This window comes from Salinisphaera sp. PC39 (genome assembly GCF_040361335.1).
Lineage (GTDB): Bacteria > Pseudomonadota > Gammaproteobacteria > Nevskiales > Salinisphaeraceae > APNM01.
The window spans coordinates 171,461-196,396 of the sequence record NZ_APNM01000005.1; the positions used below are offsets into that span (position 1 = coordinate 171,461).

The window sequence follows — 24,936 nt, forward strand, 5'->3', positions numbered from 1 at the left end:
TCAGCCCGCGAGCACCGCGGGGTTGAGGCTGGGCATGGCGGCGCCCGCACTGGTCAGCTCGCGCAGGGTCGCCAGGAAGCTGTCGACATCCTCCGCGCTGTTGTCGCGTCCGAGCGAGACCCGCACCGCACCATAGGCCACCGTGGGATCGATACCCATGGCCAACAGCACGTGGCTGGGCTCGCCGCGCCCCGAGGCGCAAGCCGAGCCCGAGGACACCGCGATGCCGTGGCGATCCAGCGACATCAGCAGGCCCTCGCCTTCATAGCCCGGCACCGCGAACTGCACCGTATTGGGCAGACGCGCCACGTGCTCGGCGAACACGGTGACGCCGGGCATGCCGGAAAGCCCGCCCTCCAGGCGGTCGCGCAGGGTCAAAAGCCCGGCGTAGCGCTCTTCCAGCTCGGCCGCGGCGAGTTCGGCGGCGGCCCCGAAACCCACGATGCCCGCCGTGTTCTCGGTGCCGGCGCGCAGGCCGCCCTCGTGGCCGCCGCCGTGGAGCTGCGGCTCGATGTCAACACCCTTGTCCAGGATCAGCGCGCCCACGCCCTTGGGTCCGTAGATCTTGTGGGCCGACAGCGCCAGCGTGTGCGCCCCCGTCTCCGGATAGCGCAGCATGCCCTTGCCGGCGAGCTGCACGGCGTCGCAGTGGAACAGCGCCCCGGCCTCGCGCGCGGCCTCGGCGATGGCGGCGGTGTCCTGGAGCGCCCCGGTCTCGTTGTTCGCGGCCATCGCCGCCACCAGCCGCACGTCCCCGGCGGCGAGCTGCTCGCGCAGCCCCGTCAGGTCGTAGCGGCCGTCGGCGCCGGCCGGAATCTCGTCCACCTGCCAGCCGTGCGGCGCCAGCGCCTGGGCGGCTTCCAGGACCGCCGGATGCTCCATCGACCCGACCAGCACCCGGCCGCGCGGCAGCCGCGCGGCCAGGCCCTTGACCGCCAGGTTGTCGGCCTCGGTGCCGCCGGCGGTGAACACCACCTGGCCGGGATGGGCGCCGGCGAGCGCCGCGACCTGCTCACGGGCATGGTCGATGGCCGCCCGCGCCTCGCGACCGCCGCGGTGCAGGCTGGCGGCATTGGCATAGCCCTCGCGCAGCCACGGCAACATCGTCTCCAGGACGCGTTCGTCCAGGGGCGTGGTGGCGTTGTGATCGAAATACAGGCTCATGCTTCCTCCCGCAGTTCTCGCGCGGCATCCTCGCGCTGCCGGGCCTCGCAAAGCTCGGCCAGGGTCTTGGTCTCCAGGAAGCGGCGCACATGCTGCGTCAGCTCCTCCCAGAGATCGTGTGTGAGGCCGCCGCAGTCGCCGTCGCAGGCGGTCGCGTCCAGGGACTCGTCGACCGCCGCGATGACCTCGGCGACGCTGATCTCGCCGGCGCAGCGGCAGAGCTGATAGCCGCCATGGGCGCCGCGGGTGCTGCATACGAGTCCGCGGCGACGCAGGTTGCGGAACAACCGCTCCAGGTAGGCCGGCGAGATGTCCCGGCGGCGGGCGATCTCGTTCAGGCACACGGGGCCTTCGCCGCCGTGCATGGCGAGGTCGAGCATGGCCGTGACCGCGTAGCGGCCGCGCGTGGTCAGTCTCATCCCGTGCCGGTCTCCCGCTCGCCGGCATCCCGGGCGGGCATCCGCGCCTCGAGACGTTCGGCCAGCGCCTGGAGCTGCGCCTGGCGCTGCTCCAGCGTGTGGATGTGATCCAGCATCGCGTCGATACCGCGCGACACCGGGTCGGGCATGTCCTGGGTGACGCCGTAGAGATCGAAGCCGATGCGCTCGGCCAGGGCCGCGCGGTGATCGCCGCCGGCGGTGGCCTCCTTGCACTTCACCAGCTTGCCGGGCACGCCGACCACGGTGCAGCCGGCCGGCACCTCCTTGACCACCACGGCGTTGGACCCGATGCGGGCACCGTCGCCCACGGTGAACGGTCCCAGGACCTTGGCCCCGGCACCGACCACGACGTTGTTCTCCAGGGTCGGGTGGCGCTTGCCGGGATTCCAGCTCGTGCCGCCCAGGGTCACGCCCTGGTAGATGGTGCAGTCGTCGCCGATCTCGGTGGTCTCGCCGATCACCACGCCCATGCCGTGGTCGATGAAGAACCGCCGGCCGATCTTGGCGCCGGGATGGATCTCGATACCCGTGAACCAGCGCGCCAGGTGCGACAGGAAGCGGCCCAGCCAGAGCAGGCCGTGATTCCAGCACCAGTGACTGACCCGGTGCCACCACAGGGCGTGCAGCCCCGGATAGGTGGTGATGGCCTCCCAGGTGCCCCGCACCGCCGGGTCGCGTTCGAAGATGACCGCGACGTCCTCGCGCATTCGTTTCAGCATGGCCCGTCCTCTCGCCACGGCCGCGCCGGCCGCAATACCCAACCTATTCGGTCGGGATTATACGCACGAGCCGTCGCGGGTTTCCAGTCCCGGCCGGAGCGGCCGAAAGGCTGTCAGCGCCGGCGCGGGTCCAGTGCCTTGAGCAGGCCCCGCAAGATATTGATCTCGGCCGACTCCGGCGCGGCGCGGGTGAAAAGCCGGCGCAGGCGGCGCATCAGCCATTTCGGCCGTTCGGGATCGAGGAACCCGCCGGCGACCATCACCTCTTCCAGGTGCGTGTAGAACCCTTCCAGTTCGGCGGCGGTGGCGGGCGGATCGTATTCCCCGGCCGGCTCGATGCCCGCGCCGGCGGCCAGCCGCAGCTCGTAGCACAGCACCTGCACCGCCGCGGCCAGGTTCAGCGACGAGAATTCGGGGTTGCAGGGAATCTGCACGTGGAGATCGCAGCGATCCAGCTCGGCGTTGCTCAGGCCGCTGCGCTCGCGCCCGAACACCAGGGCCACCGGCCCGTCGCCGACGGCCGCCAGCGCCCGGCCGGCGGCCTCGCGCGCATCGACCAGCGGCCAGGGCAGGCGCCGCGAACGGGCGCTGGTGCCGAGTACCAGCCGGCAGTCCGCCACCGCCTCCGGCAACGCGGCGTGCACCGGCGCGGCGGCCAGGATATCGTCGGCGCCCGCCGCGCGGGCGGTGGCGTCGGCGTGCGGATACGAGGCCGGTGCCACCAGGGCCAGATCGGACAGGCCCATGGCCTTCATCGCCCGCGCCGCGGCGCCGATATTGCCGGGGTGCTGGGGTTCGACCAGGACGATGCGGACGGCGCTCAGCGCTGTTTCGGGTTTCATGTGTCAGGTTTCGTGTTGGCCTCGGCGACGCCCGAGCCCGGATAAAACGTGCATGAAACACGAAACGGGAAACCGGAGACAAGCGCGGCCTCGCCGCGCTTTGCTATTCTACGCCGCCCTCAACCACCCGAAGACGCACGACCCGATGCAGCCCCTGGTGAATATCGCGGTATCCGCCGCGCGTTCCGCCGCGCGCGAGATCATGAAGGCCTACCGTCGCGGCGACGTCGGCCAGATCCGCGACAAGTCGCGCAACGACTTCGTCAGCGAGATCGACCACGCCGCCGAGGCGGCGATCATCGCCACCATCCGCCGCGCCCATCCCGATCACGCGATCCTCGCCGAAGAGAGCGGCGCCAGCGAGGGCCGTCGGCGCAGCGAGGTGGAGTGGATCATCGATCCCATCGACGGCACCGCCAATTTCATCCGCGGCCTGCCCCACTTCGCGGTCTCCATCGGTTGTCGGGTCCGCGGCGAACTGGCGCACGGCGTGATCTACGATCCGGTCAAGGACGAGCTGTTCACCGCCAGCCGCGGCGACGGCGCGCAACTCGACGGCCGCCGCATCCGTGTCTCTCGCGCCACGCAACTGGAGCGCGCGCTGGTCGCCACCGGCTTCGCCTACCGGCGCGACGGCGACGTCGCCGACCATCTGGCGGCCTTCACGCGGGTCCTGGAAACGGCCGGCGATATCCGGCGGGCCGGGTCCGCGGCCCTGGACCTGGCCTACGTCGCCAAGGGGCGGCTGGACGGCTACTGGGAGCGGGGCCTGGCGCCCTGGGATATCTCGGCCGGTCTGCTGCTGGTACGCGAGGCCGGCGGCATCGCCACCGACCCCGACAAGCCCGACGACAACGACCCCATGGACACCGGCGCCGTCATCGCCGGCAGCCCCAAGATTTACACGTCGCTGAAAGAGGTCGTGACCAGGAAGAACTAACCACAGGGGCACAGAGAACACAGAGGATTCATGTACTTGTTTTTTCGTTCTGTGCGCTCTGTGTCTCTGTGGTTCGTATAAAAATCAGACCTCGGAGGACTTGGCGCCTTCCTCGTCGTCCTTGGGCGGGAACAGGTCTTCCTTGGTGACGTCCAGGGCCAGGGCCAGGGCGCTGGCGGTGTAGATCGACGAGAAGGTACCGATCGTCACGCCCGCGATCAGCGCGATGGCGAAGCCCTGCATGGCCTCGCCGCCGACCAGCAGCAGCGACAGCAGCACCAGCAGCGTGGTCAGGCCGGTCATGAGGGTCCGGGCCAGGGTCTGGTTGATGGAGGCGTTCATGACCTCGATGGCCTCGACCTTGCGCATGCGGCGGAAGTTCTCGCGGATACGGTCGAAGATGACGATGGTGTCGTTCAGCGAGTAGCCGATCACCGCCAGCAACGCCGCCAGCACGGTCAGGTCGAACTCGAACCGGAACAGCGAGAACACGCCCAGCGTGATGATCACGTCGTGCGCCAGGGCCGCGACCGCGCCCACCGAGAACTTCCAGTGGAAGCGGATCATCACGTAGATCAGGATGCCGATCAGCGCGTACAGCAGGGCCAGGCCACCCTTGTTGGTCAGCTCCTCGCCCACCTGCGGCCCCACGAACTCGATGCGGCGCATCTCGGCGTCGGGGTTGGCGTCCTCCAGGGCCGCGAGGATACGGTCGCTGGTCATCGCCGCGTCCTCGCCCTCGGGCGCCGGCAGACGGATCAGTACGTCCGAGGCGCTGCCGTAGTTGGTCACGACCGCGTCCGGGAAACCGCCCTCGGCAAGGGCGTTGCGCACCCCGTTCAACTCGACTGCCTCGGGGTAGCCGACCTCGACCACGACGCCGCCGGTGAAGTCGATGCCCAGCTCGAGCTGCTGCACGGCCAGCGAGCCGATCGAGACCAGCAGCAGCACGGCCGACAGCATGTAGCCGAAACGGCGCCGGCCGATGAAGTCGATGCGGGTGTCGGGCTTGATCAATCTCATCAGATGGACACGCTCTGCAGGCGGCGCTTGCGGCCGTAGGTCAGGTTCGCCAGGGCCCGCGTACCGACGATGGCGGTGAACATCGAGGTCAGGATGCCGATCGACAGGGTCACGGCGAAGCCCTTGATCGGGCCGGTACCGAAGCCGAACAGCACCACCGCCGCGATCAGCGTGGTCACCTGGGCGTCGGCGATCGAGGAGAACGCCTTGTCATAGCCCGAGGCGATCGCGGATTGCGGCGAGTTGCCGGCGTCCAGTTCCTCGCGGATGCGCTCGAAGATCAGCACGTTGGCGTCCACCGCCATGCCCACGGTGAGCACGATGCCGGCGATGCCGGGCAGCGTGAGCGTGGCCTGGAGCATCGACAGCACCGCCACGATCAGGATCAGGTTCAGGAATAGCGCGGCGTTGGCGAACAGGCCGAAACCCCGGTAGTAGATCGCCATGAACACCACCACCAGCAGGAAGCCCAGCACCACGGCCAACCGGCCCTGCTCGATGTTGTCCTGACCGAGCGAGGGACCGACGGTACGCTCCTCGACGATGTTCACCGGCGCCGCGAGCGCGCCCGCCCGCAGCAGCAGCGCGAGGTCGTGGGCCTCCTGGCTGCTCAGGCCGGTGGTCTGGAAACGCTTGCCGAAGGTGCCGCGGATGGTGGCGACGTTGATCACCTCCTCCACCTTCACCCGCTCGCGGATTTCCTTGCCGTCCTCGTAGCGGGTCTCGATCTTGTTCTCCACGAACAGCACCGCCATGGGATCACCCACGTGCTGCTGGGTGGTATCGAACATCTTGCTGGCGGCGGCCCCGTCCAGGGTCACGAACACCGCCGGGCTGCCGGATTGCTGGTCGAAGCCGGCGGAGGCGTCCACGAGCTGGTCGCCGGAGGCGATCACGTCTTCCTCCAGCAGGATCGGGCGCCCGTCGCGGGTGCGGTAAAGATCGGTGCCGGGCGGCGCCACGCCGCGGCTGGCGGCGGCCTCGGCGTCCTGCCCCTGGGCCACCAGGCGATACTCCAGGGTCGCGGTCTTGCCCAGCAGCCGCTTGGCCTCGGCCGTATCCTGCACGCCCGGCAACTCGACCACGATCCGGTCCTCGCCCTGGCGCTGCACCAGCGGCTCGGCCACGCCCAGCTCGTTGACCCGGTTGCGCAGCGTGGTCAGGTTCTGTTCGAGCGCGAGTTCCTTGATCCGGGCGATCTCCTGCTCGGTGGGTCGGGCCACGACGGTGTCGGCCTCGCCCTCGGCGGTCGTGAACCGGAGATTGTCGAACTCCGAACGCAGCAGCTTGAGGCCGCGGTCCATGTGCTCGGCGTTGGCGAAGCGCACCCGCACCGACTCGCCGTCGCGGGCGGCCCGGGTGTAGCGGATGTCCTCCTTGCGCAGCATGCGCGGGATATCCCGCGCCAGGCGGTCATAGGTCTCGTCCATCACCGTCTGCATGTCCACTTCCAGCAGGAAGTGGACGCCGCCGCGCAGGTCCAGGCCCAGGTTCATGGGCTTGGCGTTGATCGCGCGCAGCCACGCCGGCGTGGTGGAGGCCAGGTTCAGGGCCACCACGTAGTCGTTGCCCAATTCGCGTCGCAGCAGGTCCGCGGTACGCAACTGCGCCTCGGAGCTTTGCACCCGGACCAAAAGGCGGTCCTCGTTGATCGAGGACTTGCCGACGTCGATCCCGTTCGACTGCAGGTGCGCGACCACCCGCTGCCGCAACGACTGGCTCACGGCCCCGCCGTCCTCGGCGGAGATCTGGACCGCGGGCTGCTCGCCGTAGAGATTGGGCAGCGCGTACAGGGTGCCGATCGCCAGCACCACGCCCAGCAACAGATACTTCCAGAGCGGGTAGCGGTTCATCGCGGGATCAGTTGGAATCCAGCGTGCCCTTGGGCACGACGCTGGAGACCGATTGCTTCTGCACCTTGATCCGGACGTCGTCCGAGACCTCGAGGACGATGAAGTTCTCGCCGATCTCGCGGACCTTGCCCGCGAGGCCGCCCGAGGTGATCACCTCGTTGCCCTTCTCCAGCCCGTCGATGAGCTGGCGGTGCTCCTTCTGCCGCTTCATCTGCGGCCGGATGATCAGGAAGTACATGAAGGCGAAGAACAGGCCGACCATGATCAGGGTCGGCATGATGCCGCCGCCGGGCGGCGGCGCCCCGTTCTGGGCCCAGGCGGAAGAGATGAAGAAGTCCATGGTCACCCTTTCTGTTTCCCGGCGGGACGATACCCGAAGCGAAGCGCGGCATTATGCCAGAACGAGTGTGATTCGTGATTGGTGATTGGTGATTCGTCAAGACACCCCTGCGCCAATCACCAATCACTAGTCACCAATCACGGCCCCTCGGGCAAAGGCTTCGAACCGGTCCTCGGCGATCGCGGCCCGGATGTCGCGCATAAGCCGCAGATAGAAATGCAAATTGTGCCAAGTGTGCAGGCGCGCGGCGAGGATCTCGCCACAGCGGTAGAGATGGTGCAGATAGGCCCGGCTATAGTTGCGGCAGACATAGCAATCGCAGGCCGGATCCAGCGGGCCGGTATCGTGACGGTGGGCGGCGTGCTTGATCTTGATCGTGCCCTCGGAGGTGAACAGGTAACCGTTGCGGGCGTTGCGGGTCGGCAGCACGCAATCGAACATGTCCACGCCCGCGGCCACGGCCGCCACGATGTCGGCGGGCGTGCCCACCCCCATCAGGTAGCGCGGGGCGTCGGCCGGCGCCAGCGGCATCACCGTGTCCAGCACCAGCGCCTTGTCGTCCCAGGATTCGCCCACCGACACCCCGCCGATGGCATAGCCGTCGAAGCCGATCTCCAGCAGCCGCTCCATGGATTCGCGCCGCAGCGCCGGGTAGACGCTGCCCTGGTTGATCCCGAACAGGGCGTTCTCCGAGTCGCCGTGGGCCTCGCGGCAGCGCGCCGCCCAGCGCATCGAGCGACGCATCGACTCGGCCGCCTCGTGCTCGGGCACCGGGTAGTCGGTGCATTCGTCCAGCACCATGACCACATCGGAATTCAGCGCATGCTGGACCTCGACCGCCCGCTCGGGGGTCAGGAAATGCTTGCTGCCGTCGATCGGCGAGCGGAACTCGGCGCCCTCCTCCGTCAGCTTGCGCATCGGCGACAGGCTCCACACCTGGAAGCCGCCGGAGTCGGTCAGGATCGGCCGCTCCCAGTGCATGAACCCGTGCAGGCCGCCGTGGGCGGCGATCACCTCGGTGCCCGGCCGCAGCATCAGGTGATAGGTGTTGCCGAGCACGATGTCGGCGCCGAGATCCCGCAGTTCCTCGGGCAGCATGCCCTTCACCGTGCCGTAGGTCCCCACCGGCATGAACGCCGGTGTCTCGACCGTGCCGTGCGGCAGGTGCAGGCGCCCGCGCCGGGCGCGATCGCTGGTGGCGAGGAGTTCGAAGCGCATGGGCGCGGGAGTGTAGCCGCGCCGGCCGCCGCCGTCGATTGGCCGCCGTGTTAGAGATACGGCGCCGAGCCGGCTATAATGCGCCGCCCTGCCCGGGTGGCGGAACTGGTAGACGCGTCGGACTCAAAATCCGATGGTAGAAATACCGTGTGGGTTCGAGTCCCACCCCGGGCACCAAAACCGGGGTGCGAGTTGCTTGGCGCCTCCCTGCGCCAAGCCCTTCGGGCACCGCCGTTCGCGCCGATCCGCTGTCCCCGGATCGGGCGAGTCCCGCTGCAATCACCCTCCGACCCCGCCAAGGGCGGCCGTCCCGGGCTATCCCTCTCCATGGAACCTTTCGCCGTTGCCCTGCGTGTTCCCCATGTAAGGCCAACGTAAAAGGAGCATAACGATGCTAGGTATTGGGAAGCGTTTCGCGGTCGGGACCGTGGGAGCCCTCGCGGCTGTCATGCTGGCGGGCTGCGGGGGCAGCAGCGGGGGCGGCGACTCGTCGAGCGACACGGGCACGGCCTCGTTCTCGGCCACTGACGCGCCCGTGGACAGTCTCGCGCGGGTGGACGTGACCTTCGGGTCGATCGCACTGAAGCCGGCCGACGGCCCGATGGAGACCTATGAGTTCGACCAGCCGGTGACAATCGACCTGCTGTCGCTGACCGGCGAGGAATCGGCCACGATCCTGGGCGATACCGAGGTCCCGGCCGGCGAATACAGCTTCGTGCGTCTGTTCGTGCTCGGCGGCACCGCCAACGGTTCGGAGGTCGAGGAAGACGGCGGCGGCGTATTCGATCTCTATATCCCCGGTCAGCAGAACCGTCCGGAACAGAGCCAGGGCCAGCCGCGCTTCCTGCAGCTCAACGCCGCCGACGACCAGCTCGTGGTGCCCGCGGGCGGCAACGTCGACTTCACCATCGATTTCGACCTGCGCAAGGCCCTGACCAAGCCGGAGAACCAGGAGGCGTATTACCTGCTGCGCCCGGCCCTGCGTCTGGTTAACAATGTCGAGGTGGACACCATCCAGGGCGAGGTCAGCCCGGAGCTGACGCTGGCGGAGAACTGCACCACCCCCGCCGAGACCGGCAATGCCGTCTATCTCTACGAGGGATTCGACCAGACGCCGGGCGATGTGAATGTGACCGCCTCGACGGGCAACGAGCAGGACGATCCCCAGCCCGACCACGACACGGACGACTCCGACGGCGACACCACCGAGGTGAACCCCGTCACCACGGCGACCGTCTCGCAACAGGACGAGGACACGATGCTGGAGTACACCATCGGCTTCGTGGCCGAGGGTGACTACACCATCGCCTTTACCTGCGAGGCGGACCGCGACATGTCCGAGACCGACGAGGACATGATCTTCGAGCAGCCGACCAACGTCACCGTGGACGCGGACGACGATCCCGAGGTCGTGAACTTCGAGACCGTCGCCGAGGAACCGGCCACCTGAGGCCGGTCCGACACGGCATCCGGGGCGGCACGCGTGCGCGCCGCCCCGGATGCCCCCTTCACGTACGTCTGCATCGAATTGACGCCGCGCAGGAGAGCGAGACCGCCGAGGTGAACTTTCTCCCAGCGGCACCTGATAAAAACCGTGCTAGGGCTTTCAGGCGGGCTAAGGCCCGCCTTTTTTATGGGCGCCCGATTCGGCCGCTCAGAAAGAAGCGCCCAGCGACAGCCGGACGTCGGTACGCTCGTAGTCGTAGCGGTCGAAGTTGGAGTCGTTGTCCCAGTGGGTGGCCTCCAACCGCGCGGTCCAGCGCTCGGTCAGCGGACGCGACAGGCCCAGCCGGAATTCGACGCGGTCGTCCTCGCGCTCGTCCAGGACAGCATCTTCCCGGATCTCCGGATCGGTATACAGACTCACCCGGTAAGCCACCCCGGCCCGGCCCGCGAAACCGCCGCCCAGCGGTCGGCGTACGCCGGCACCGATCTCGTGGCGCCAGGGTGAGACGCTGAAGAAGTCGCCGCCCTCGGACAGGTCGTCCCGGTCGTTGTACTCGAGGCGATAACGCAGCGACCAGGACCAGGGACCGGCATCGCCCCGGAGCCCCGCGCGTGGCGAGACGCGCCAGCCGTCGAGATAGGCGTAGCGGTCACCGCCCGCGATACGCTCGCCCTCGAGCGCCAGCGCCAGGCGCCGTCCGTCCCCCAGACGATACCGGCGAGCGACCCGGACACCGACGCTGTCCTGGAGCGTATCGTCGCCGAGCCGGATATGACCCGCCTCGACGCGGTAGCGCCAACCGTGGGTCCGGTACACGCCCAGACCGGCCCGCAGCGAGGTGATGTCCTCGCTGTCGAGATCGGGATGGGACTCGTTGTAGGCGTGACCGCGCAGCCGCAGGCCGTCGTCCCAGTCGCCGGCGAGCAGGTATTGTCCGGCGGCGAAGACCCCGGCCACGGCGTCCCCCTCGCGCCCGGCCTGCAACACCTCGTCACCCTCGTTGCCGGCCAGACGCGGATTGCTGTCGTAGCCGGCGAAGCCCTCGATGTAGAAGGAATGGCGCCGTGGCAACCCGTCCAGCGCCGCGGCCGCCAGGTCGCGGAGCTTGTCCGTGCGTGCGGTGTCGTAGGCCTCGCGGAATCGCGCCCGCGCGGCGGCCGAACGCCCCTCGGTCCGGGCCACCAGACCCAGGTTGTAGAGACTGATCGCCCGCAAGGGCGCCGATTCCGACGATGTCAGGAAGGCCTCGCGCGCGGCCGGGTAGCGGCCCAGCCGATAGCGGGCCACACCGATATTGAAATACAGAGTCGCGGAATTCTTGCCGTGGTCGCGCGCGTCCCGGAAATGCCGCAGGGCCCGGACGTAATCCGAGTCGCGCGCGGCCGCGATGCCGGCACGATAGGCCGCATCCGCCGACCCTTGATCGGCGGATGCGCCGGACGCCAGCAGGCACAGGCCGGCGATCCAGGCGAGCGGGCCCGGGCTAGCGAAGGATCCGGGCATACGCTAGCGCGGGGCCGTCGTCGGACGGCCGACCAGTGACGGTCGCACGTTCAGGAGCCGCCGGGCGTGCCGGACGGGGGACCGCCGGCCTCGGGCGGACCCGCGTTCTCGGGCCGTCCGGCACCCTCGCGCCCGAGCTGACGGCCGTTCTCGCGGGCCTGCTCGGCCGCCTCCCGGCCGGGAACATCCGGGGGCGGGCCCCCTGCCTCCTTGCCGGGGCCGGCGGCATCCGGACGCGCGGGGGCGCGCTCGGGCAATCGCAACTCGTTGACGACATCGGCCTCGCTCGACGGTTCCTCGTCCTCGATGACCGACATCGTAACGCCCATGTCCGATTCCGGCTGCGCCAGCGCCGGCCCTACCGCCACCGACAGCAACAGGGCCACGGCGACGCGCGCACGCGCCGACAGGCAGCCCGGTGGATTGCTACGCCTGGGTTTCCGGACTCGATCTGGCATGGGCATGCCTCCCATTCTACGCCCGCGACGCACGGGCGGCGGCGAGCCGGGTCGTCGGGTTCGTGTGCCGACGGCCGTGGTCGGGGGTCACGCTATCGAGCCGCAACCGCAATTCGCGGCTCTTGCCGCCGTGCTCGATACGCGCGACCAGTTCGCCGCTACCCGCGCGACGGGCGTGCAGCGGCAGGCGCAGGCGATTCTCGCCCGCGCTCAGGTCGGTCCGCCAGCTCAGGCGGCGCTCGTGGGGATAGCCCTGGAGCTCGACATGTTCGGGCAGAACCAGGGTCAGGGTGACGCCGTCCAGACGCTTCTCGGAAGCCAGGGACAGCGACACGGTCTTGTCGCCGTCCACGACCAGGCGCACCGCCGCCGGGTCGCCGGCGCCGACCGGCGCCTGGCGGCCGAGCCAGGGCAGCGCGGCAATGGCCAGCACGACCGTGGCGGCCACGGCGGCGGCCCGCCACCCGCGCGACGGGGCCGGCGCCGCGCCCCGGACGAGACGCTCGGTGAGCCGCGGAGGCGGCTCGGGCGCGGGCAGGCCGCCCAAGGCCTCGGTGAGCAGGCGATAGTCGCGCTCGATGGCGGCACAGCGCGGGCAGGCGGCGGCATGGTCGCGCAGACGCGCGGCCTCGGCCGCGGGCAACGCCCCGTCCAGCCAGTCCTGTACCCGTTCCCTGAAATCGTCGCATCGCATGGCTTCACCTTCCATGTAGGGACACGCGCGAACGCGTCAAAGGGTTCCATCCGAGAGCAGCCCCCGCAACTCGCGCCGGGCGCGGTGCAGCCGGGATTTGACCGTGCCCTCGGCCGCGCCGGTGATGGCGGCGATCTCGGCAAGACGGTAGCCCTCGACATCGTGCAGGATCACGGCAATGCGCTGCGCCTCCGGCAACCGTGCGAGGGCGCGGGTCAGGCGCTCGCCCAGGGCGCCGCGTTCATGCAGGGCCTCCGGGGCCAGTCCGGGATCGTCGGGATGATCGGCAACCGGGTCGGCATCGTCGTCATTGGCGGCGAGTTCGCCGACGGGGACGGGCCGCCGGCCGCGCCGGCGGCGGTCGTCCAGGTAGAGCCGGTACAGGACACGGCTCAGCCAGATCTCCGGCCGGTCGAGGCGCGCGATCTCGTCGGCGCGGTCGTACAGACGCACGACCAGATCCTGGAGCAGGTCCTCGGCGTCCGCCTCCTGGCCGGTCAGCCGGTAGGCCAAGCGATAGAGCGCCGGCATCGCGGGCCGCAGGACCCGCACCAGGGCGTCGCGCCGGCGGCCGTGCCGCCAGATGTCGAGTATTCCGGCCATGGCGCGATTACGGCCGGAAACCGCCCCCCGTTGCAAGGGGCGGCATGGCGCGCGGCCCGCGCCGTCCGGCCCGTCCCGGGGCCGGACGGCATATCGGCCGGGCTACGCGGCCCGTCGGCGCAGGTCCCTGGCGGCCTCGACCATGTTCTCCAGCGCCGGAACCACCTCGTCCCAGTTCCGGGTCTTGAGGCCGCAGTCCGGGTTCACCCAGAGACGCTCGGCCGGGATGCGCTCGGCCGCCTTGGTCATGAGGGTGATCACCTGGTCCCGGGGCGGGATGTTGGGCGAATGGATGTCGTACACCCCCGGCCCGATCTCGTTGGGGTACTGGAATCGGTCGAAGACGTCCAGCAGTTCCATGTTGGAGCGCGAGGTCTCGATGGTGATCACGTCCGCGTCCATGTGCGCGATGGACTCGATGATATCGTTGAACTCCGAGTAACACATGTGGGTGTGGATCTGGGTCTCGTCGCGTACCCCGTTGGCCGTGATCCGGAAGCATTCGACCGCCCAGTCCAGGTAGTCCTGCCACTGGGAACGCCGCAGGGGCAGACCCTCGCGCAGCGCGGCCTCGTCGATCTGGATGACGTCGACACCGGCGGCCTCCAGGTCCAGCACCTCCTCGCGGATCGCCAGGGCGAGCTGCTTGCAGCTCTCGCTGCGCGACTGATCGTCACGCACGAAGGACCAGTTGAGCATGGTGACCGGCCCGGTGAGCATACCCTTGACCGGCTTGTCGGTCAGCGACTGGGCGTACTTGATCCAAGCCACGGTCATCGGATACGGGCGCTTGATGTCGCCGAACAGGATCGGTGGCTTCACGCAGCGCGAGCCGAAGGACTGCACCCAACCGTGCTGGCTGAACACGTAGCCCTCGAGCTGTTCCCCGAAGTACTCCACCATGTCGTTGCGTTCGGGCTCGCCATGCACCAGCACGTCCAGGCCCAGCGCCTCCTGCTCGCGGATGGAGCGCTCGATCTCGGCCTGCATGCGGGTGACATATTCCGCCCGCGACAGGTCGCCCTTCTTGTGGGCGAGGCGCGCCTTGCGGATTTCCTTGGTCTGCGGGAAGGAGCCGATCGTGGTGGTCGGATACGCCGGCAGCGTCAGGTGGGCGTGTTGCTTGGCGGCGCGCTCGGCGTACGGGCTGCGGCGCTTGCCCATGTCGGGCGTGATCGCGTGCACGGCCTGCTTGACGCCGGGATCGTCCACACGCGCCGACGCCCGCCGGCTGGCGATGGCCTCGGCGTTGCGCGCCAGCGGCTGCGCGACGGCGTCCCGGCCTTCGTTGAGCGCCTTGGCCAGCACCTCGATCTCGCCCAGCTTCTGCAGGGCGAAGGCCAGCCAGCTCTTGATCTCGGGATCCATCTTCTTCTCGCTGTTCAGGTCCACCGGGACATGCAGCAGCGAGCAGGACGGCGCCAGCCACAGGCACTCGCCGAGCTTGTCCGCAAGCGGCTCCAGCCAGTCCAGCAGCCCGGCCAGATCGGCCTTCCAGACGTTGCGGCCGTCGATCACGCCCAGCGACAGCACCTTGTCCGCCGGCAGCGCCGCGACGATGGCCTCGACCTCGTCGCGGGCCTTGACGGCGTCCACGTGCAGGCCGGCCACGGGCAGGCCGCAGGCCAGATCGATATTGTCGCGCAACTGGCCGAAATAGCTGGTCACCAGCAGCTTGGGCGCGACGCCGGACAGGGCGTCGTACGCGGTCCGGAGCGCCCGCTTCCAGTCGTCGTCGAGGTCGTGGACCAGTACCGGCTCGTCCACCTGGACCCATTCGACGCCCTTCTCGCCGAGCGCGTCCAGCAGCTCGCGATAGACCGGCAGCAGACGCTCCAGCAGCGCCAGCCGGTCGCTGCCGTCGCCGGCCTTGGCCAGCCAGAGATAGGTGACCGGCCCCACGAGCACGGGCTTGGGCGTCACGCCTTCGGCGCGCGCCTCGTCGATCCGTGCCAGGAGCTCGCCGGCATCGAGCGCGAAGCGGGTATCCGCCGAAACCTCCGGCACGATGTAGTGGTAATTGGTATCGAACCACTTGGTCATCTCGCCGGCGCGCACGGCGTTGCGGTCGTCGTCGCCGGCGGAGCGTCCGCGGGCCACCCGGAAACTGTTGTCCAGCCGGTCGCCGTCCAGACCGGCGACCCGCTCGGGCACGTTGCCCAGCATGAAGCTCATGTCCAGCACGTGATCGTAGAACGAGAAGTCGCCCACCGGGACGTAGTCGAGCTGCGACTGGCTGCGCCAGTTCTGCCGGCGCAGGGCCGCCCCCTTGGACAGCAACTCGTCGGCACTGGATTCGCCCTTCCAGTAGGCCTCTTCCGCGAACTTGAGCTCACGCTTGCCGCCGATCCGCGGGAAGCCGAGATTGTGCGTCACCGCCATCATTCACCTCGTGGTCGTTGGCTTCGGTGCGGGCAGTCTATGGCGGCCATTCCATGAATAAAAATGTTATGTTTTTATCTATCAATCAATTTAATTCATGTATTGAATGATCGAGCGCATCCACCTCGATATCCTCCGCCGAATCGACCGCGAGGGTTCGCTAACGGCCGCCGCACGCTCCCTGCACCTGACGCAGCCGGCCCTGAGCCACGCCATCCGCAAGCTGGAAGACCAGGCGGGCGTGCGGCTCTGGACCCGCGAGGGCCGTCGCGTGCGGCTGACGCCCGCCGGGGAGTACCTGCTGGGCGCGGCCAAGCGCCTGCTGCCGCAACTGGAGCGGGTGGACGAGGTGCTCGCGGGCTATGCCGCCGGCGAGCAGGGCTCGCTGCGCATCGGCATGGAATGCCACCCCTGCTACCGCTGGCTGCTCAAGGTGGTCGAGCCCTACCTGGCTCGCTGGCCGGGCATCGACATCGACGTGATGCAGCAGTTCCAGTTCGGGGGCATGGCGGCCCTGTTCAATCACGACATCGATATCCTGGTGACCCCGGACCCCCTTAACAGGCCCGGAGTCGCGTTCGAGCCGGTGTTCGACTACGAGCAGGTGCTGGCGGTCGCCCGCGGGCATCCCCTGGCGGATCGCGACCATGTCGAGGCCGAGGATCTGACCGACCAGGTGCTGTTCTCCTATCCGGTCGATCCCGACCGCCTGGATATCTTCACGCGGCTGCTGGGCCCGGCCCGCTGCAGTCCGCGCAAGCACAAGACCGTGGAGTCCACCGACATCATGCTGCAGCTCGTGGCCGCCGGGCGCGGCGTGGCCGCCCTGCCCCGCTGGCTGGTGGACGAATACGCGGACGAGCTGCCGATCGCGCCGGTCCGCCTCGGCCCCGACGGCATTCCCAAGCAGATCCACCTGGGCGTGCGCGAGGCCGACCGCGGGGAACGCCACATCGCGGCGTTCCTGGATCTGGCGAAGGAGAGCGGGCGGTCGATATCGTTTCCGGTCGGGGGACCGCCCTGACGGGAAACCGGGTCGCTAAACGGCGCCGACGCGACGCTATCCCGTATTCCGCATCCCCGCCGCGATCGCGTTGATGGTCCGCAGCAGCGGATCCAGCCAGTCGGTCTCGACATCGCGGCGGTGGCGCTCGACGGCGACGGTCTGGATGTGGTTGAGCGGATCCAGGTAGGGACGGCGGCGCGCCAGGGAGCGCTTGAGCACCGGGTTGTCATCCAGCGGCTCCTCGCCGCCGATCACCGTGAGCACCGCGGCGACGGCCCGTTCGTGCTCCTCGCGGATGATGCCGTAGACCCGGTCGGCCAGCTCGGCATCGGCGCAGAGATCGGCATAGGCCCGGGCGATGCCCATGTCGGCCTTGCACAGCGACATCTGCACCGAGTCCAGGAACACGGCGAAATGCGGCCACTCCTGGTACATCTCGCGCAGCCGCGCGAGGGTGTCCGGGTCCTCGCAGGCCGGCGCCAGCGCCGCACCCACACCCAGCCAGCCGGGCAGCGTGTGCCGCGACTGGGCCCAGGCGAACACCCAGGGGATCGCGCGGATGGAATCCTTGCTGCGGTCCTGGGGCCGGCGGTGGCTGGGCCGCGAACCGATGTTGAGCTCGCCGATCTCGGCGATGGGCGTGGCCTCGTAGAAATAGTCGAAGAAACCGTCGGTGTTCTCGGTGACGTCGCGATAGAAGCGCTCGCCGTCGGCCGCCAACCGCGCGGCGGTGTCGGCGTACGCGTCCGGCACCGGCGTGCCCTTGCCGCTGGCCTTGAGGGTGCCGGTGATCCCCAGCGCCAGCTCGTGCACGGCGGTCTCGGGATTGCTGTACTTGGCGAAGATCATCTCGCCCTGCTCGGTGAACTTGATCCGGCCGCGCACGGTGTCCGCCGGCTGCGACAGGATGGCGGCGTGCGTCGGGCCGCCGCCGCGGCCGACGGTGCCCCCGCGGCCGTGGAAGAGCACACAGTCGATGCCGTGGCGATCGCACAGGGCCACCACCCGCTGCTGAGCGCGGTAGAGCTGCCAGCGCGAGGCCAGGATGCCGCCGTCCTTGCAGGAGTCGGAGTAGCCCAGCATCACCTCCTGACCACCGCCGGCGCGCTCCAGGAACTCGCGGTAGACCGGCTGCTCGAACAACCCCTCCAGCACCGGCTCGATATGCTCGAGGTCGGCCACGGTCTCGAACAGCGGCGCCACCCGCAGCGGGCAGACGCCCGTGGTCTTGGGGAAGACCCCGGTCAGCCGCATCAGCAGCAGCACCTCCAGCACATCGCTGACGGCGTGGGTCATGGAGATCACGTAGCTGCCGAAGGCCTCGGCGCCCAGGATGCGCTGCATCTCCGCGACCACGCGCAGGCTGTCCAGGGTGGTCACGGTCTCCGCCGGCAGGGTCTGGACCGCGGCCGCGGCCGCCTGCAACCGCTCCGGCTCGGCGAGCTGGCGGTTGAGCAGTTCGACGCGCGCCGCCTCGTCCAGCGCAGTGTAGTCGTCGGCGATGCGGGCCTCGGCCATCAGGCTGGCGAGACAGGCCTCGTGACGGCTGGATTCCTCGCGCAGATCGAGCCGCGCGGCCTGGAAACCGAACGTCTGGGCCAGGCGCAGCAGGTCCTTGAGACCGGCATCCGCCACCGCGGCGTCGCCGTGGCCGGCCAGGGAACGCCGGATCAGCTCGATATCCGCGATGAAGGCGTCGGCATCGCGATAGGCCAGCGCCGGCCGCTCGCTGCGCTCGGCGCGCAGCCGCAACTCGGTCTGGAGCTGCTCGTGCATCGCCATCAGCCGGCCGCGCATCAGGTAGAGCTTGCGCCGGTAGGGCTCCTCCACGAAGCGCTCGGGCTGCTCGCCGGTGTGCGCCGCCAGGGCCGCGGCGTCGGTCTCCAGGCTTTCGATCAATTCCGCGCTGGGCGTGCACCAATGGCTGGAGAACGACAGCTCCCGCATCAGGCGCTCGGTGCGACGCAGGTACTCGGCGAGGATCTCGCGGGCGCCCATGCGCAGGGCGTAACGGGTCTCGCGCGCGGTGACCCCGGGGTTGCCGTCGCGGTCGCCGCCGATCCAGGTACCGAACGACACGACCGGCGGCACCTCGACATCGTGGCCGTAGACACGATGCATGGCGCGCTCCAGGTTGCGGTAGACGCGCGGCACGGCCGCGAACAGCGATTCCCGGAAGTAATACAGGCCGTTGCGGATCTCGTCCTCGACCGTGGGCCGCTTGCGGCGCAGCTCCTCGGTCTTCCAGAGGGTCTGGATATCGCGGCGCGCGGCCGATTCCAGCGCCTCGCGGCGCTCCTCGTCCAGGTCCGGCCCGGCCAGTTCCTCGAACAGGGTGAACAGCCGCCGCAACGCCTCCAGCACCGCCCGCGGCTTGGCCTCGGTGGGATGGGCGGTGAACACCGGCGTGTACGACAGGCGCCGCAGCAGGCTGTCGAGATCGCCCGCGTCCATGCCCTCCGCGCGCAATTCCTGCAGGGTTCGCTCGAAGGAGCCGACCCAGAGTTCCTCGCCGGAACGCACCTGCTGGCGCCGGCTGCGGTGGGCGTGCAGCTCCTCCAGCAGGTTGGCGAGATTGAAGTAGATGGCGAAGGCGCGCACCACCTCGGTCAGGGCGGTGGCCGGCAGGCTGGCGGCGCGGCGGTGCAGGCTCGCGCGCAACTCGGGATCGTCGCGCTCGCGCAGGCTGATATAGCCCTGACGGAACTCCTCGACGTAACCGAAAATCCCGGGGCCGGCCTGGGAACGCAGCACCTCGCCCAACAGCTCGCCGGCACGCCGGACCTGGGCGCGCAGGGCGGCGTCGTCCGCGGCGGTCGCGGTCAATCTATGATCGGTCATGGCACCGAGGATAGCACCGCGCCCGCGCGAATCTCCCACCCCACCCGTTTCTGCTAGGCTCCCGCATCATGCAACGCGAACTCCACTATTGCCCCACTTGCGGCGCGCCGATGTCGCGCGAGATCCCGCCCGGGGACGACCGCGAACGCTATGTCTGCTCGCGCGACGGCGAGATCTTCTACCAGAACCCCCTAGTGGTGGTGGGCACGGTCACCGAGCACGACGGCCGCATCCTGCTCTGCCGCCGGGCGATCGAGCCGCGCGCCGGCTTCTGGACCCTGCCGGCGGGTTTCCTGGAACTGGGCGAGACCACGGCGGAGGCCGGCCTGCGCGAGACCCGCGAGGAGGCCCTGGCCGAGGTCGAGCTGGGCCCCCTGTTCGCCCTGTTCAACGTCGCCCACATCGGCCAGGTCCACATGTTCTACCGCGCCACCCTGCCCCGCGCCGACGGCCACGCGGCGGGCCCCGAGAGCGCCGAGACCGCCCTCGTGGCGCCCGGCGACATCCCCTGGCGCCAGCTCGCCTTCCCGACCATCCACCGGGCGCTGGAGCGCTACCTGGCGGACCGGGAACGCGGCGAATTCGGCCTGCACACCGACGACCTGGGGCGGGAGTCCTGGCACGGGATCCTCGACCGCGAGCCCGAGCAGCCGATCGAGTGGGGCTGATGTGACCGTGATTGGTGATTGGTGATTGGTGGGCGGGACCGGCCGTCGCGGGTGTTAAAATGCCGGCCGTATTCCCGACATGGAGAGAGCGACGATGACCTTCGTCGTCACCGAGAACTGCATCAAGTGCAAATACACCGACTGCGTCGAGGTCTGCCCGGTCGACTGCTTCCACGAGGGTCCCAACTTCCTGGTGATCGATCCCGAGGAATGCATCGACTGCACGCTATGCGAGCCGGAGTGCCCGGTGGACGCGATCGTGTCCGAGGATGACCTGCCCGAGGACCAGAAGGAGTTCCTCGAGCTGAACGCCGAACTGTCCAAGAAGTGGCCGGTGATCACCGAGATCAAGGATCCGCCGGAGGACGCCAAGGAGTGGGAGGACGTGCCCGACAAGCTCAAGTATCTGGAGCGCTAGCGCCCGGACTGCCGATCACCGTCCGGGCCGCGCCCCAGCAGGTCCGCCAGCTCGCGCGCGGACGAACGCGGCGGCAATAGCCGCCCGTCTCCGGCGATCAGGCCGGGCGTGCCGTCCAGGCCCAGGGTCTCCGCCGCCAATCGCAGATGGTCCATGACCGGGTCGTCGCAGGCCGCACCCGCACTCGCCAGCGTTTCCCCCGCCATCGCGCGCCCGAGTGCGCGCCGCGGCTCGTCCGCGCACCAGACGGCCCGGGCCTGCTCGAACGAGCTCGATTCGGGCCCCGCCAGCGGGTAGAACAGATAGCGCACCCGGATACCCGCCGCCAGCAGCGTGTCGATATCGGCGTGCAACCGTCGGCAGTACCGGCAGTCGACGTCGGTGAACACCGTGAGGGTATGGCTCGCCCCGTCCGCCGGCTCGTACACCAGCATCGAGGACTCGGGCACGCCGGCCAGGATCTCCCGCCGCCATTCGCGCCGGGCGGTATCCGACAGGTTCTCGCCCGAGCCCAGCTCGATCAGGTCGCCGTCGAACAGGTAGCGCCCGTCGGCGGTCAGGTAGCCGATGGATTCGCCCCGCCGCACCCGATAGATGCCGGGCACCGGCGAGGGCGCGATGTCCTCCCCCGACACGCCCGGAATGCGGGCCGCGACCTCGTCGCGGAAGGCCGGATCCAACAGGTCCGCCGCCGTCCCGGCGGCGGCGAACAGCGTCAGTGCCAGGGCGGCCAGGCGCGGACGCTCAGCCACGGGGATGATGCGCCGCGTGCAGCGCCTGCAGCCGGGCGCGCGCGACGTGGGTGTAGATCTGGGTCGTGGACAGGTCGGCATGCCCCAGCAGCATCTGCACCACCCGCAGGTCGGCACCGTGGTTGAGCAGATGGGTGGCGAAGGCGTGCCGCAGGCCGTGCGGCGACAGCTCGGCCCGGATGCCGGCCGCCGCGGCGTAGCGCCGGATCAGGTGCCAGAAGTTCTGACGGGTCATGGCCGTGCCCCGCCGGGTCGGAAACAGGGCGTCGGCCTCGCGGCCGTCCAGCAGCGCGGGCCGCGCGCGGCGCAGATAGGTACCCAGCCAATCCAGGGCGGCGTCGCCGACGGGTACCAGGCGCTCGCGGCCGCCCTTGCCGACCACCTGCACCACGCCCTGCCGGCGATTCACCTGGTGGACCTGCAGGCGCACCAACTCCGACACCCGCAGGCCCGTGGCGTACAGCAGCTCGAGCATGGCGCGGTCGCGCAGGCCCAGGTCGGTGTCGGTGTCCGGCGCGGCCAGCAGGGCCTCGACATCGCGCTCGCTCAGGGTCTTGGGCAGGGGCCGGCCCTGGCGCGGCATCTCGATCAGGGCGGTGGGATCGTCGCGGCGGCGGCCGTCGCGCACGGCCCAGCGGTAGAAACGCCGCAGGCTCGACAACAGCCGGGCGGCACTGCGCGGGCTGCTGCCGGGCGCGTTGCGATGGGCGAGATAATCGAGCAGGTGCATACGCTCGGCCGCGAGCAGGGACACGTCCTCCGGCAGCCAGCGCGCCACCTGGACCAGATCGCTGCGGTAGGCGGCGAGCGTGGCGTCGGCCAGTCCGTGCTCGCTCCAGACCGCGTCGAGGAAGGCCTCGATCGTGTCGCGGTCGGCGGCGGACAGTGGTGCGGCGTCACCCATACTTAATCCCTATAATACACCGCCGGTGACCCACGCCAGCCATCCGGAGACCGCCATCGACACGCCGGCCATCGCGTCGCCACGAGACCGTTACGCGGCCGACCTCCAGCAACCCGGCTTCAGCGACGATCCGGCCCAGGCGGCCGTGGTCGATGCCCTGCAGGCCATCCACGACCGGCTCCTGGCCACGCCGCCGCGCTGGTTCCAGCGGCGCTGGCGCCCGGTCACGGGCCTCTATCTCTGGGGCGGCGTCGGCCGCGGCAAGACCTACCTGATGGACTGCTTCTACGAGACCCTGCCGATCGAGGCCAAGCGGCGCACCCACTTCCACCGTTTCATGCAGGAGGTGCACACGCGCCGCCGGCACTACCGCAACCGCCGCGACCCGCTGGCGCTGATCGCCCGCGACATGGCCCGCGAGCGGGTGCTGTGCTTCGACGAGTTCTTCGTCTCCGACATCGCCGACGCCATGATCCTGGGTCGGCTTACCGAGAAACTGTTCGCGCGCGGGGTGACCCTGGTCGCCACTTCCAACATCCCGCCCGACCGGCTGTACGAAGGCGGCCTGCAGCGCGAGCGCTTCCTGCCCGCGATCGACCGCATCAAGCGACATTGCCGGGTGATGCACCTGGACAGCGATACCGACTACCGCCTGCGTGCGCTGGAGCGCGCCGAGATCTATCACTGGCCGCTCGACGAGGGCGCGCGCCGCAACATGGAAAACTGCTTCCGCGATATCGCGCCCGAGCCCGGCGAACCCGACACCGCCCTCGAGGTCAACGGCCGCGAGATCCCGGCGCGGCGCCTGGCCGACGGGGTCGCCTGGTTCGATTTCGAGGACCTGTGCGCCTCCGCCCGTTCGACCGCCGACTACGCTGAGCTGGCGCGTTACTTCCACACCGTGCTGCTGGGCCGGGTGCCGGTCATGGACGCGGACGCCGACGATGCCGCGCGCCGCTTCATCCATCTGGTGGACGAGTTCTACGATCGCCAGGTCAAGCTCATCGTGTCGGCCGAGGACGCCCCGGAATCCCTGTATGCCGGCAAACGCCTGAGTTTCGAGTATCGGCGCACGCTCAGCCGGCTGCACGAGATGGCCAGCCACGAATACCTGGCCCTGCCGCATCTGCCGTGAGACGCCCCGGAATACCCGCCACGACACCCCGCAGGCTGGTCAGAGGCCGGTGTCATGCGACACTATGGGTTGTCAGGCGAAAGGAGGAGGTATCGTGAGCGCGAGCCGCGGCCAAGCCGAAGAGCAGCCCGACTTCACGTCCGAGGATTTCTACGCGGACGTGGCCTCGGTCCTGGAGGACGCGCTGGAGCGCCAACCGCAGCGCCAGGACCTGCGCTTCAAGCTGCTCGAGGTCTATGCGGCCCAGGGACGGCGCGAGCCGTTCGTGGCCACCGCCCACGAGTATCGCAAGCACCAGCGGGAAGGCGGCTACGGCGACTGGGAAAAGGTGGTGACGCTGGGACGGGCCCTGTTCGTGGAGAAGGGCCAGATCGACGGTTCGTCCAAGCAGGACAAGACGGACGGCGAGCCGGGACGCAAGCGCCTCGGCGACCGGCCGGGCGACGAGCCCCTGAACGACGCCCTTGCCGAGCTCGCGGACAGCTACGCCGCCCTGCATCGCGACGCCCAATTCCTCGCCGAGGTCGACCGCAAGGTGGCCATGATCACGGGACATCCGCCCGCGCCGCTCTACCACGCCACCCGCCTGGGCCGACAGAACGGGGGCGCCCGGATTTACCTGGCGCGCGAAGAGCCGCACGACGTACTCGCCTACAAGCTCGCCAACGCCCTCGGCCAGGGGCTGGTGGCGCAGCGTCTCGGCCGGCGGCGCCTGATCGCGGCAAGCACCTCGGGCCAACAGGGCGTGGCGGCCGCCATGGCCGCCGCCAACCTGGGCCTGCAATGCACGGTGTACATGCGTGCCGAGGAGGCGCGCAGCCAGGCTTCGCGCAGCGACCTGATCCGCCAGCTCGGCGCCGAGATCAAGACATTGCCGGAGGACCGCAAGACCCCGTTCATCCGCGACGAGGCCCAATACGCCCAGGTTCTGAACACCGTCCGCGACGCCGCCCTCAAGGACTGGCTGGACAACCGGGCGACAGCCCTGTTCGTGAACGGCCTCGCCGCCGGACCCGAGCCCTATCCGACCATGCTGCGCGACTTCCACGCCGGGACCGGGCGCGACGTGCGGCAACGACTGGTGGCCGAACACCGCAAGCTGCCGGCGGCGGCGGTGGCGGTGCTCGACGGCAGCCTTGACCCGCTGAATTTCTTTCACCCGTTCCTGGCCTATCGCAGCACGCGCCTGATCGGCGTGGAAAGCGAGGAGATGCGGGCGCACGAGCGCCGGCGCCAGCGCAACCGGTTCCAGGACGCCCGCTCCCTGTTCTTCTCCGAGAACCAGGTGGCCGCGGCGGACGTGATCCTGCACGCCCAGGGCTTTCCCAGCACCCGGCGCGAACATGCCTGGCTGCGGGAGACCGGGCGCGTGACCTACGTGGAGAGCGCCCACGCCCAGGCCGAGCGCGCGGTCGAGGCGCTCGCCCGGACGGAGGGGCTGCTGGTGAACGATGCCAGCGGCCACGCCCTCGCCCACGGCATGCAGTTCGCCTCGTCCCTGGACCCGGACGAGGCGGTGGTGATCCTGATCGAGCACATCGACGAGTCGCGTCCCAGCGCGCTGGCGTGATCCGCCGGCCGCCGAC

Annotated in this window: 23 protein-coding genes and 1 tRNA gene; 8 read left to right on the plus strand and 16 right to left on the minus strand. The window is 69.5% G+C overall.

All coding sequences use genetic code 11. The annotated features are described in order from the left end of the window. From PC39_RS06910 to PC39_RS06925, 4 genes are all read right to left on the minus strand, one after another. Entirely contained in the window at positions 1-1,164 is a 1,164-nt protein-coding gene (locus tag PC39_RS06910; protein WP_353252638.1) for a cysteine desulfurase family protein, read from the minus strand. After that, positions 1,161-1,583, minus strand: a complete 423-nt coding sequence (locus tag PC39_RS06915; protein WP_353252639.1) for an Rrf2 family transcriptional regulator — start codon at positions 1,581-1,583, stop codon at positions 1,161-1,163. Before PC39_RS06915 ends, PC39_RS06910 begins: the two co-directional genes overlap by 4 nt. Then, positions 1,580-2,323, minus strand: a complete 744-nt coding sequence (gene cysE, locus PC39_RS06920; protein WP_353252640.1) for a serine O-acetyltransferase — start codon at positions 2,321-2,323, stop codon at positions 1,580-1,582. The genes PC39_RS06915 and cysE overlap by 4 nt, the downstream gene beginning before the upstream one ends. Before the next feature lie 113 nt (positions 2,324-2,436). Then, positions 2,437-3,165: an RNA methyltransferase gene (locus PC39_RS06925; RefSeq protein ID WP_353252641.1), complete on the minus strand. Its 729-nt coding sequence runs from the start codon at positions 3,163-3,165 to the stop codon at positions 2,437-2,439. Positions 3,166-3,310: 145 nt separating this feature from the next. Here PC39_RS06925 and PC39_RS06930 point away from each other — a divergent pair, with 145 nt between their 5' ends. Further along, the gene (locus PC39_RS06930; protein WP_353252642.1) at positions 3,311-4,105 is read left to right on the plus strand and encodes an inositol monophosphatase family protein; all 795 of its coding nucleotides are present in this window, start codon (positions 3,311-3,313) and stop codon (positions 4,103-4,105) included. An 84-nt stretch (positions 4,106-4,189) separates the two neighbouring features. On the opposite strand, the gene secF is transcribed toward PC39_RS06930, so the two are convergent. The 4 genes from secF to tgt form a co-directional block, all read right to left on the minus strand. Beyond that, on the minus strand, positions 4,190-5,128 hold the full coding sequence (secF, locus tag PC39_RS06935) for a protein translocase subunit SecF (protein WP_353252643.1): 939 nt from the start codon (positions 5,126-5,128) through the stop codon (positions 4,190-4,192). Continuing rightward, positions 5,128-6,981, minus strand: a complete 1,854-nt coding sequence (gene secD / locus PC39_RS06940) for a protein translocase subunit SecD (RefSeq protein ID WP_353252644.1) — start codon at positions 6,979-6,981, stop codon at positions 5,128-5,130. The genes secF and secD overlap by 1 nt, the downstream gene beginning before the upstream one ends. Positions 6,982-6,988: 7 nt before the next feature. Next, complete coding sequence (gene yajC, locus PC39_RS06945) at positions 6,989-7,321, minus strand: preprotein translocase subunit YajC (RefSeq protein ID WP_353252696.1); 333 nt, start codon at positions 7,319-7,321, stop codon at positions 6,989-6,991. A 126-nt stretch (positions 7,322-7,447) separates the two neighbouring features. Continuing rightward, entirely contained in the window at positions 7,448-8,539 is a 1,092-nt protein-coding gene (gene tgt, locus PC39_RS06950) for a tRNA guanosine(34) transglycosylase Tgt (protein WP_353252645.1), read from the minus strand. 90 nt (positions 8,540-8,629) lie between these two features. On the opposite strand from tgt, the gene PC39_RS06955 reads away from it, so the two are divergent. Together PC39_RS06955 and PC39_RS06960 are read left to right on the plus strand one after the other, a co-directional pair. Beyond that, a tRNA-Leu gene (locus tag PC39_RS06955) sits at positions 8,630-8,716 on the plus strand. A gap of 214 nt (positions 8,717-8,930) precedes the next feature. Further along, a complete protein-coding gene (locus PC39_RS06960) occupies positions 8,931-9,989 on the plus strand; it encodes a DUF4382 domain-containing protein (protein WP_353252646.1) in 1,059 nt (352 codons plus the stop codon). A 204-nt stretch (positions 9,990-10,193) separates the two neighbouring features. Here the strand turns inward: PC39_RS06960 and PC39_RS06965 are convergent, their stop codons facing one another. From PC39_RS06965 to metE, 5 genes are all read right to left on the minus strand, one after another. After that, positions 10,194-11,489 carry a tetratricopeptide repeat protein gene (locus PC39_RS06965; protein WP_353252647.1) on the minus strand — a complete coding sequence of 432 codons (1,296 nt, stop codon included), beginning with the start codon at positions 11,487-11,489 and terminating at the stop codon, positions 10,194-10,196. A 50-nt stretch (positions 11,490-11,539) separates the two neighbouring features. Further along, positions 11,540-11,947, minus strand: a complete 408-nt coding sequence (locus PC39_RS06970; RefSeq protein ID WP_353252648.1) for a hypothetical protein — start codon at positions 11,945-11,947, stop codon at positions 11,540-11,542. A gap of 16 nt (positions 11,948-11,963) precedes the next feature. Continuing rightward, a complete protein-coding gene (locus PC39_RS06975; RefSeq protein WP_353252649.1) occupies positions 11,964-12,641 on the minus strand; it encodes an anti-sigma factor family protein in 678 nt (225 codons plus the stop codon). 36 nt (positions 12,642-12,677) lie between these two features. Continuing rightward, positions 12,678-13,244 (minus strand): RNA polymerase sigma factor, encoded by a 567-nt coding sequence (locus PC39_RS06980; protein WP_353252650.1) that lies wholly within the window; start codon positions 13,242-13,244, stop codon positions 12,678-12,680. Positions 13,245-13,346: 102 nt separating this feature from the next. Beyond that, on the minus strand, positions 13,347-15,626 hold the full coding sequence (metE, locus tag PC39_RS06985) for a 5-methyltetrahydropteroyltriglutamate--homocysteine S-methyltransferase (RefSeq protein WP_353252697.1): 2,280 nt from the start codon (positions 15,624-15,626) through the stop codon (positions 13,347-13,349). 106 nt (positions 15,627-15,732) lie between these two features. On the opposite strand from metE, the gene PC39_RS06990 reads away from it, so the two are divergent. Then, the gene (locus PC39_RS06990) at positions 15,733-16,650 is read left to right on the plus strand and encodes a LysR family transcriptional regulator (protein ID WP_353252651.1); all 918 of its coding nucleotides are present in this window, start codon (positions 15,733-15,735) and stop codon (positions 16,648-16,650) included. A gap of 36 nt (positions 16,651-16,686) precedes the next feature. Here PC39_RS06990 and ppc read toward each other — a convergent pair whose 3' ends face one another. After that, on the minus strand, positions 16,687-19,473 hold the full coding sequence (gene ppc / locus PC39_RS06995; RefSeq protein WP_353252652.1) for a phosphoenolpyruvate carboxylase: 2,787 nt from the start codon (positions 19,471-19,473) through the stop codon (positions 16,687-16,689). 68 nt (positions 19,474-19,541) lie between these two features. Here ppc and PC39_RS07000 point away from each other — a divergent pair, with 68 nt between their 5' ends. Next, positions 19,542-20,141 (plus strand): NUDIX hydrolase, encoded by a 600-nt coding sequence (locus PC39_RS07000; protein WP_353252653.1) that lies wholly within the window; start codon positions 19,542-19,544, stop codon positions 20,139-20,141. Positions 20,142-20,235: 94 nt separating this feature from the next. Further along, complete coding sequence (gene fdxA, locus PC39_RS07005; protein WP_353252654.1) at positions 20,236-20,559, plus strand: ferredoxin FdxA; 324 nt, start codon at positions 20,236-20,238, stop codon at positions 20,557-20,559. Here fdxA and PC39_RS07010 read toward each other — a convergent pair. Both PC39_RS07010 and xerD read right to left on the minus strand, forming a co-directional pair. Further along, on the minus strand, positions 20,556-21,311 hold the full coding sequence (locus PC39_RS07010) for a DsbC family protein (protein WP_353252655.1): 756 nt from the start codon (positions 21,309-21,311) through the stop codon (positions 20,556-20,558). The two genes, fdxA and PC39_RS07010, sit on opposite strands and share 4 nt — an antisense overlap. Further along, positions 21,304-22,215 (minus strand): site-specific tyrosine recombinase XerD, encoded by a 912-nt coding sequence (xerD, locus tag PC39_RS07015; protein WP_353252656.1) that lies wholly within the window; start codon positions 22,213-22,215, stop codon positions 21,304-21,306. The genes PC39_RS07010 and xerD overlap by 8 nt, the downstream gene beginning before the upstream one ends. A gap of 25 nt (positions 22,216-22,240) precedes the next feature. On the opposite strand from xerD, the gene zapE reads away from it, so the two are divergent. After that, entirely contained in the window at positions 22,241-23,350 is a 1,110-nt protein-coding gene (gene zapE, locus PC39_RS07020) for a cell division protein ZapE (protein WP_353252657.1), read from the plus strand. Positions 23,351-23,444: 94 nt separating this feature from the next. Continuing rightward, positions 23,445-24,920 (plus strand): pyridoxal-phosphate dependent enzyme, encoded by a 1,476-nt coding sequence (locus PC39_RS07025; RefSeq protein ID WP_353252658.1) that lies wholly within the window; start codon positions 23,445-23,447, stop codon positions 24,918-24,920. Positions 24,921-24,936 lie beyond the last annotated feature (16 nt).

Bases quoted from the DNA above. Each gene is read 5' to 3' on its own strand.
- PC39_RS06910 (WP_353252638.1), bottom strand. From the start codon at position 1,164: ATGAGCCTGTATTTCGATCACAACGCCACCACGCCCCTGGACGAACGC.
- PC39_RS06915 (WP_353252639.1), bottom strand. From the start codon at position 1,583: ATGAGACTGACCACGCGCGGCCGCTACGCGGTCACGGCCATGCTCGAC.
- cysE (WP_353252640.1), bottom strand. From the start codon at position 2,323: ATGCTGAAACGAATGCGCGAGGACGTCGCGGTCATCTTCGAACGCGAC.
- PC39_RS06925 (WP_353252641.1), bottom strand. From the start codon at position 3,165: ATGAAACCCGAAACAGCGCTGAGCGCCGTCCGCATCGTCCTGGTCGAA.
- PC39_RS06930 (WP_353252642.1), top strand. From the start codon at position 3,311: ATGCAGCCCCTGGTGAATATCGCGGTATCCGCCGCGCGTTCCGCCGCG.
- secF (WP_353252643.1), bottom strand. From the start codon at position 5,128: ATGAGATTGATCAAGCCCGACACCCGCATCGACTTCATCGGCCGGCGC.
- secD (WP_353252644.1), bottom strand. From the start codon at position 6,981: ATGAACCGCTACCCGCTCTGGAAGTATCTGTTGCTGGGCGTGGTGCTG.
- yajC (WP_353252696.1), bottom strand. From the start codon at position 7,321: ATGGACTTCTTCATCTCTTCCGCCTGGGCCCAGAACGGGGCGCCGCCG.
- tgt (WP_353252645.1), bottom strand. From the start codon at position 8,539: ATGCGCTTCGAACTCCTCGCCACCAGCGATCGCGCCCGGCGCGGGCGC.
- PC39_RS06960 (WP_353252646.1), top strand. From the start codon at position 8,931: ATGCTAGGTATTGGGAAGCGTTTCGCGGTCGGGACCGTGGGAGCCCTC.
- PC39_RS06965 (WP_353252647.1), bottom strand. From the start codon at position 11,489: ATGCCCGGATCCTTCGCTAGCCCGGGCCCGCTCGCCTGGATCGCCGGC.
- PC39_RS06970 (WP_353252648.1), bottom strand. From the start codon at position 11,947: ATGCCAGATCGAGTCCGGAAACCCAGGCGTAGCAATCCACCGGGCTGC.
- PC39_RS06975 (WP_353252649.1), bottom strand. From the start codon at position 12,641: ATGCGATGCGACGATTTCAGGGAACGGGTACAGGACTGGCTGGACGGG.
- PC39_RS06980 (WP_353252650.1), bottom strand. From the start codon at position 13,244: ATGGCCGGAATACTCGACATCTGGCGGCACGGCCGCCGGCGCGACGCC.
- metE (WP_353252697.1), bottom strand. From the start codon at position 15,626: ATGGCGGTGACGCACAATCTCGGCTTCCCGCGGATCGGCGGCAAGCGT.
- PC39_RS06990 (WP_353252651.1), top strand. From the start codon at position 15,733: ATGATCGAGCGCATCCACCTCGATATCCTCCGCCGAATCGACCGCGAG.
- ppc (WP_353252652.1), bottom strand. From the start codon at position 19,473: ATGACCGATCATAGATTGACCGCGACCGCCGCGGACGACGCCGCCCTG.
- PC39_RS07000 (WP_353252653.1), top strand. From the start codon at position 19,542: ATGCAACGCGAACTCCACTATTGCCCCACTTGCGGCGCGCCGATGTCG.
- fdxA (WP_353252654.1), top strand. From the start codon at position 20,236: ATGACCTTCGTCGTCACCGAGAACTGCATCAAGTGCAAATACACCGAC.
- xerD (WP_353252656.1), bottom strand. From the start codon at position 22,215: ATGGGTGACGCCGCACCACTGTCCGCCGCCGACCGCGACACGATCGAG.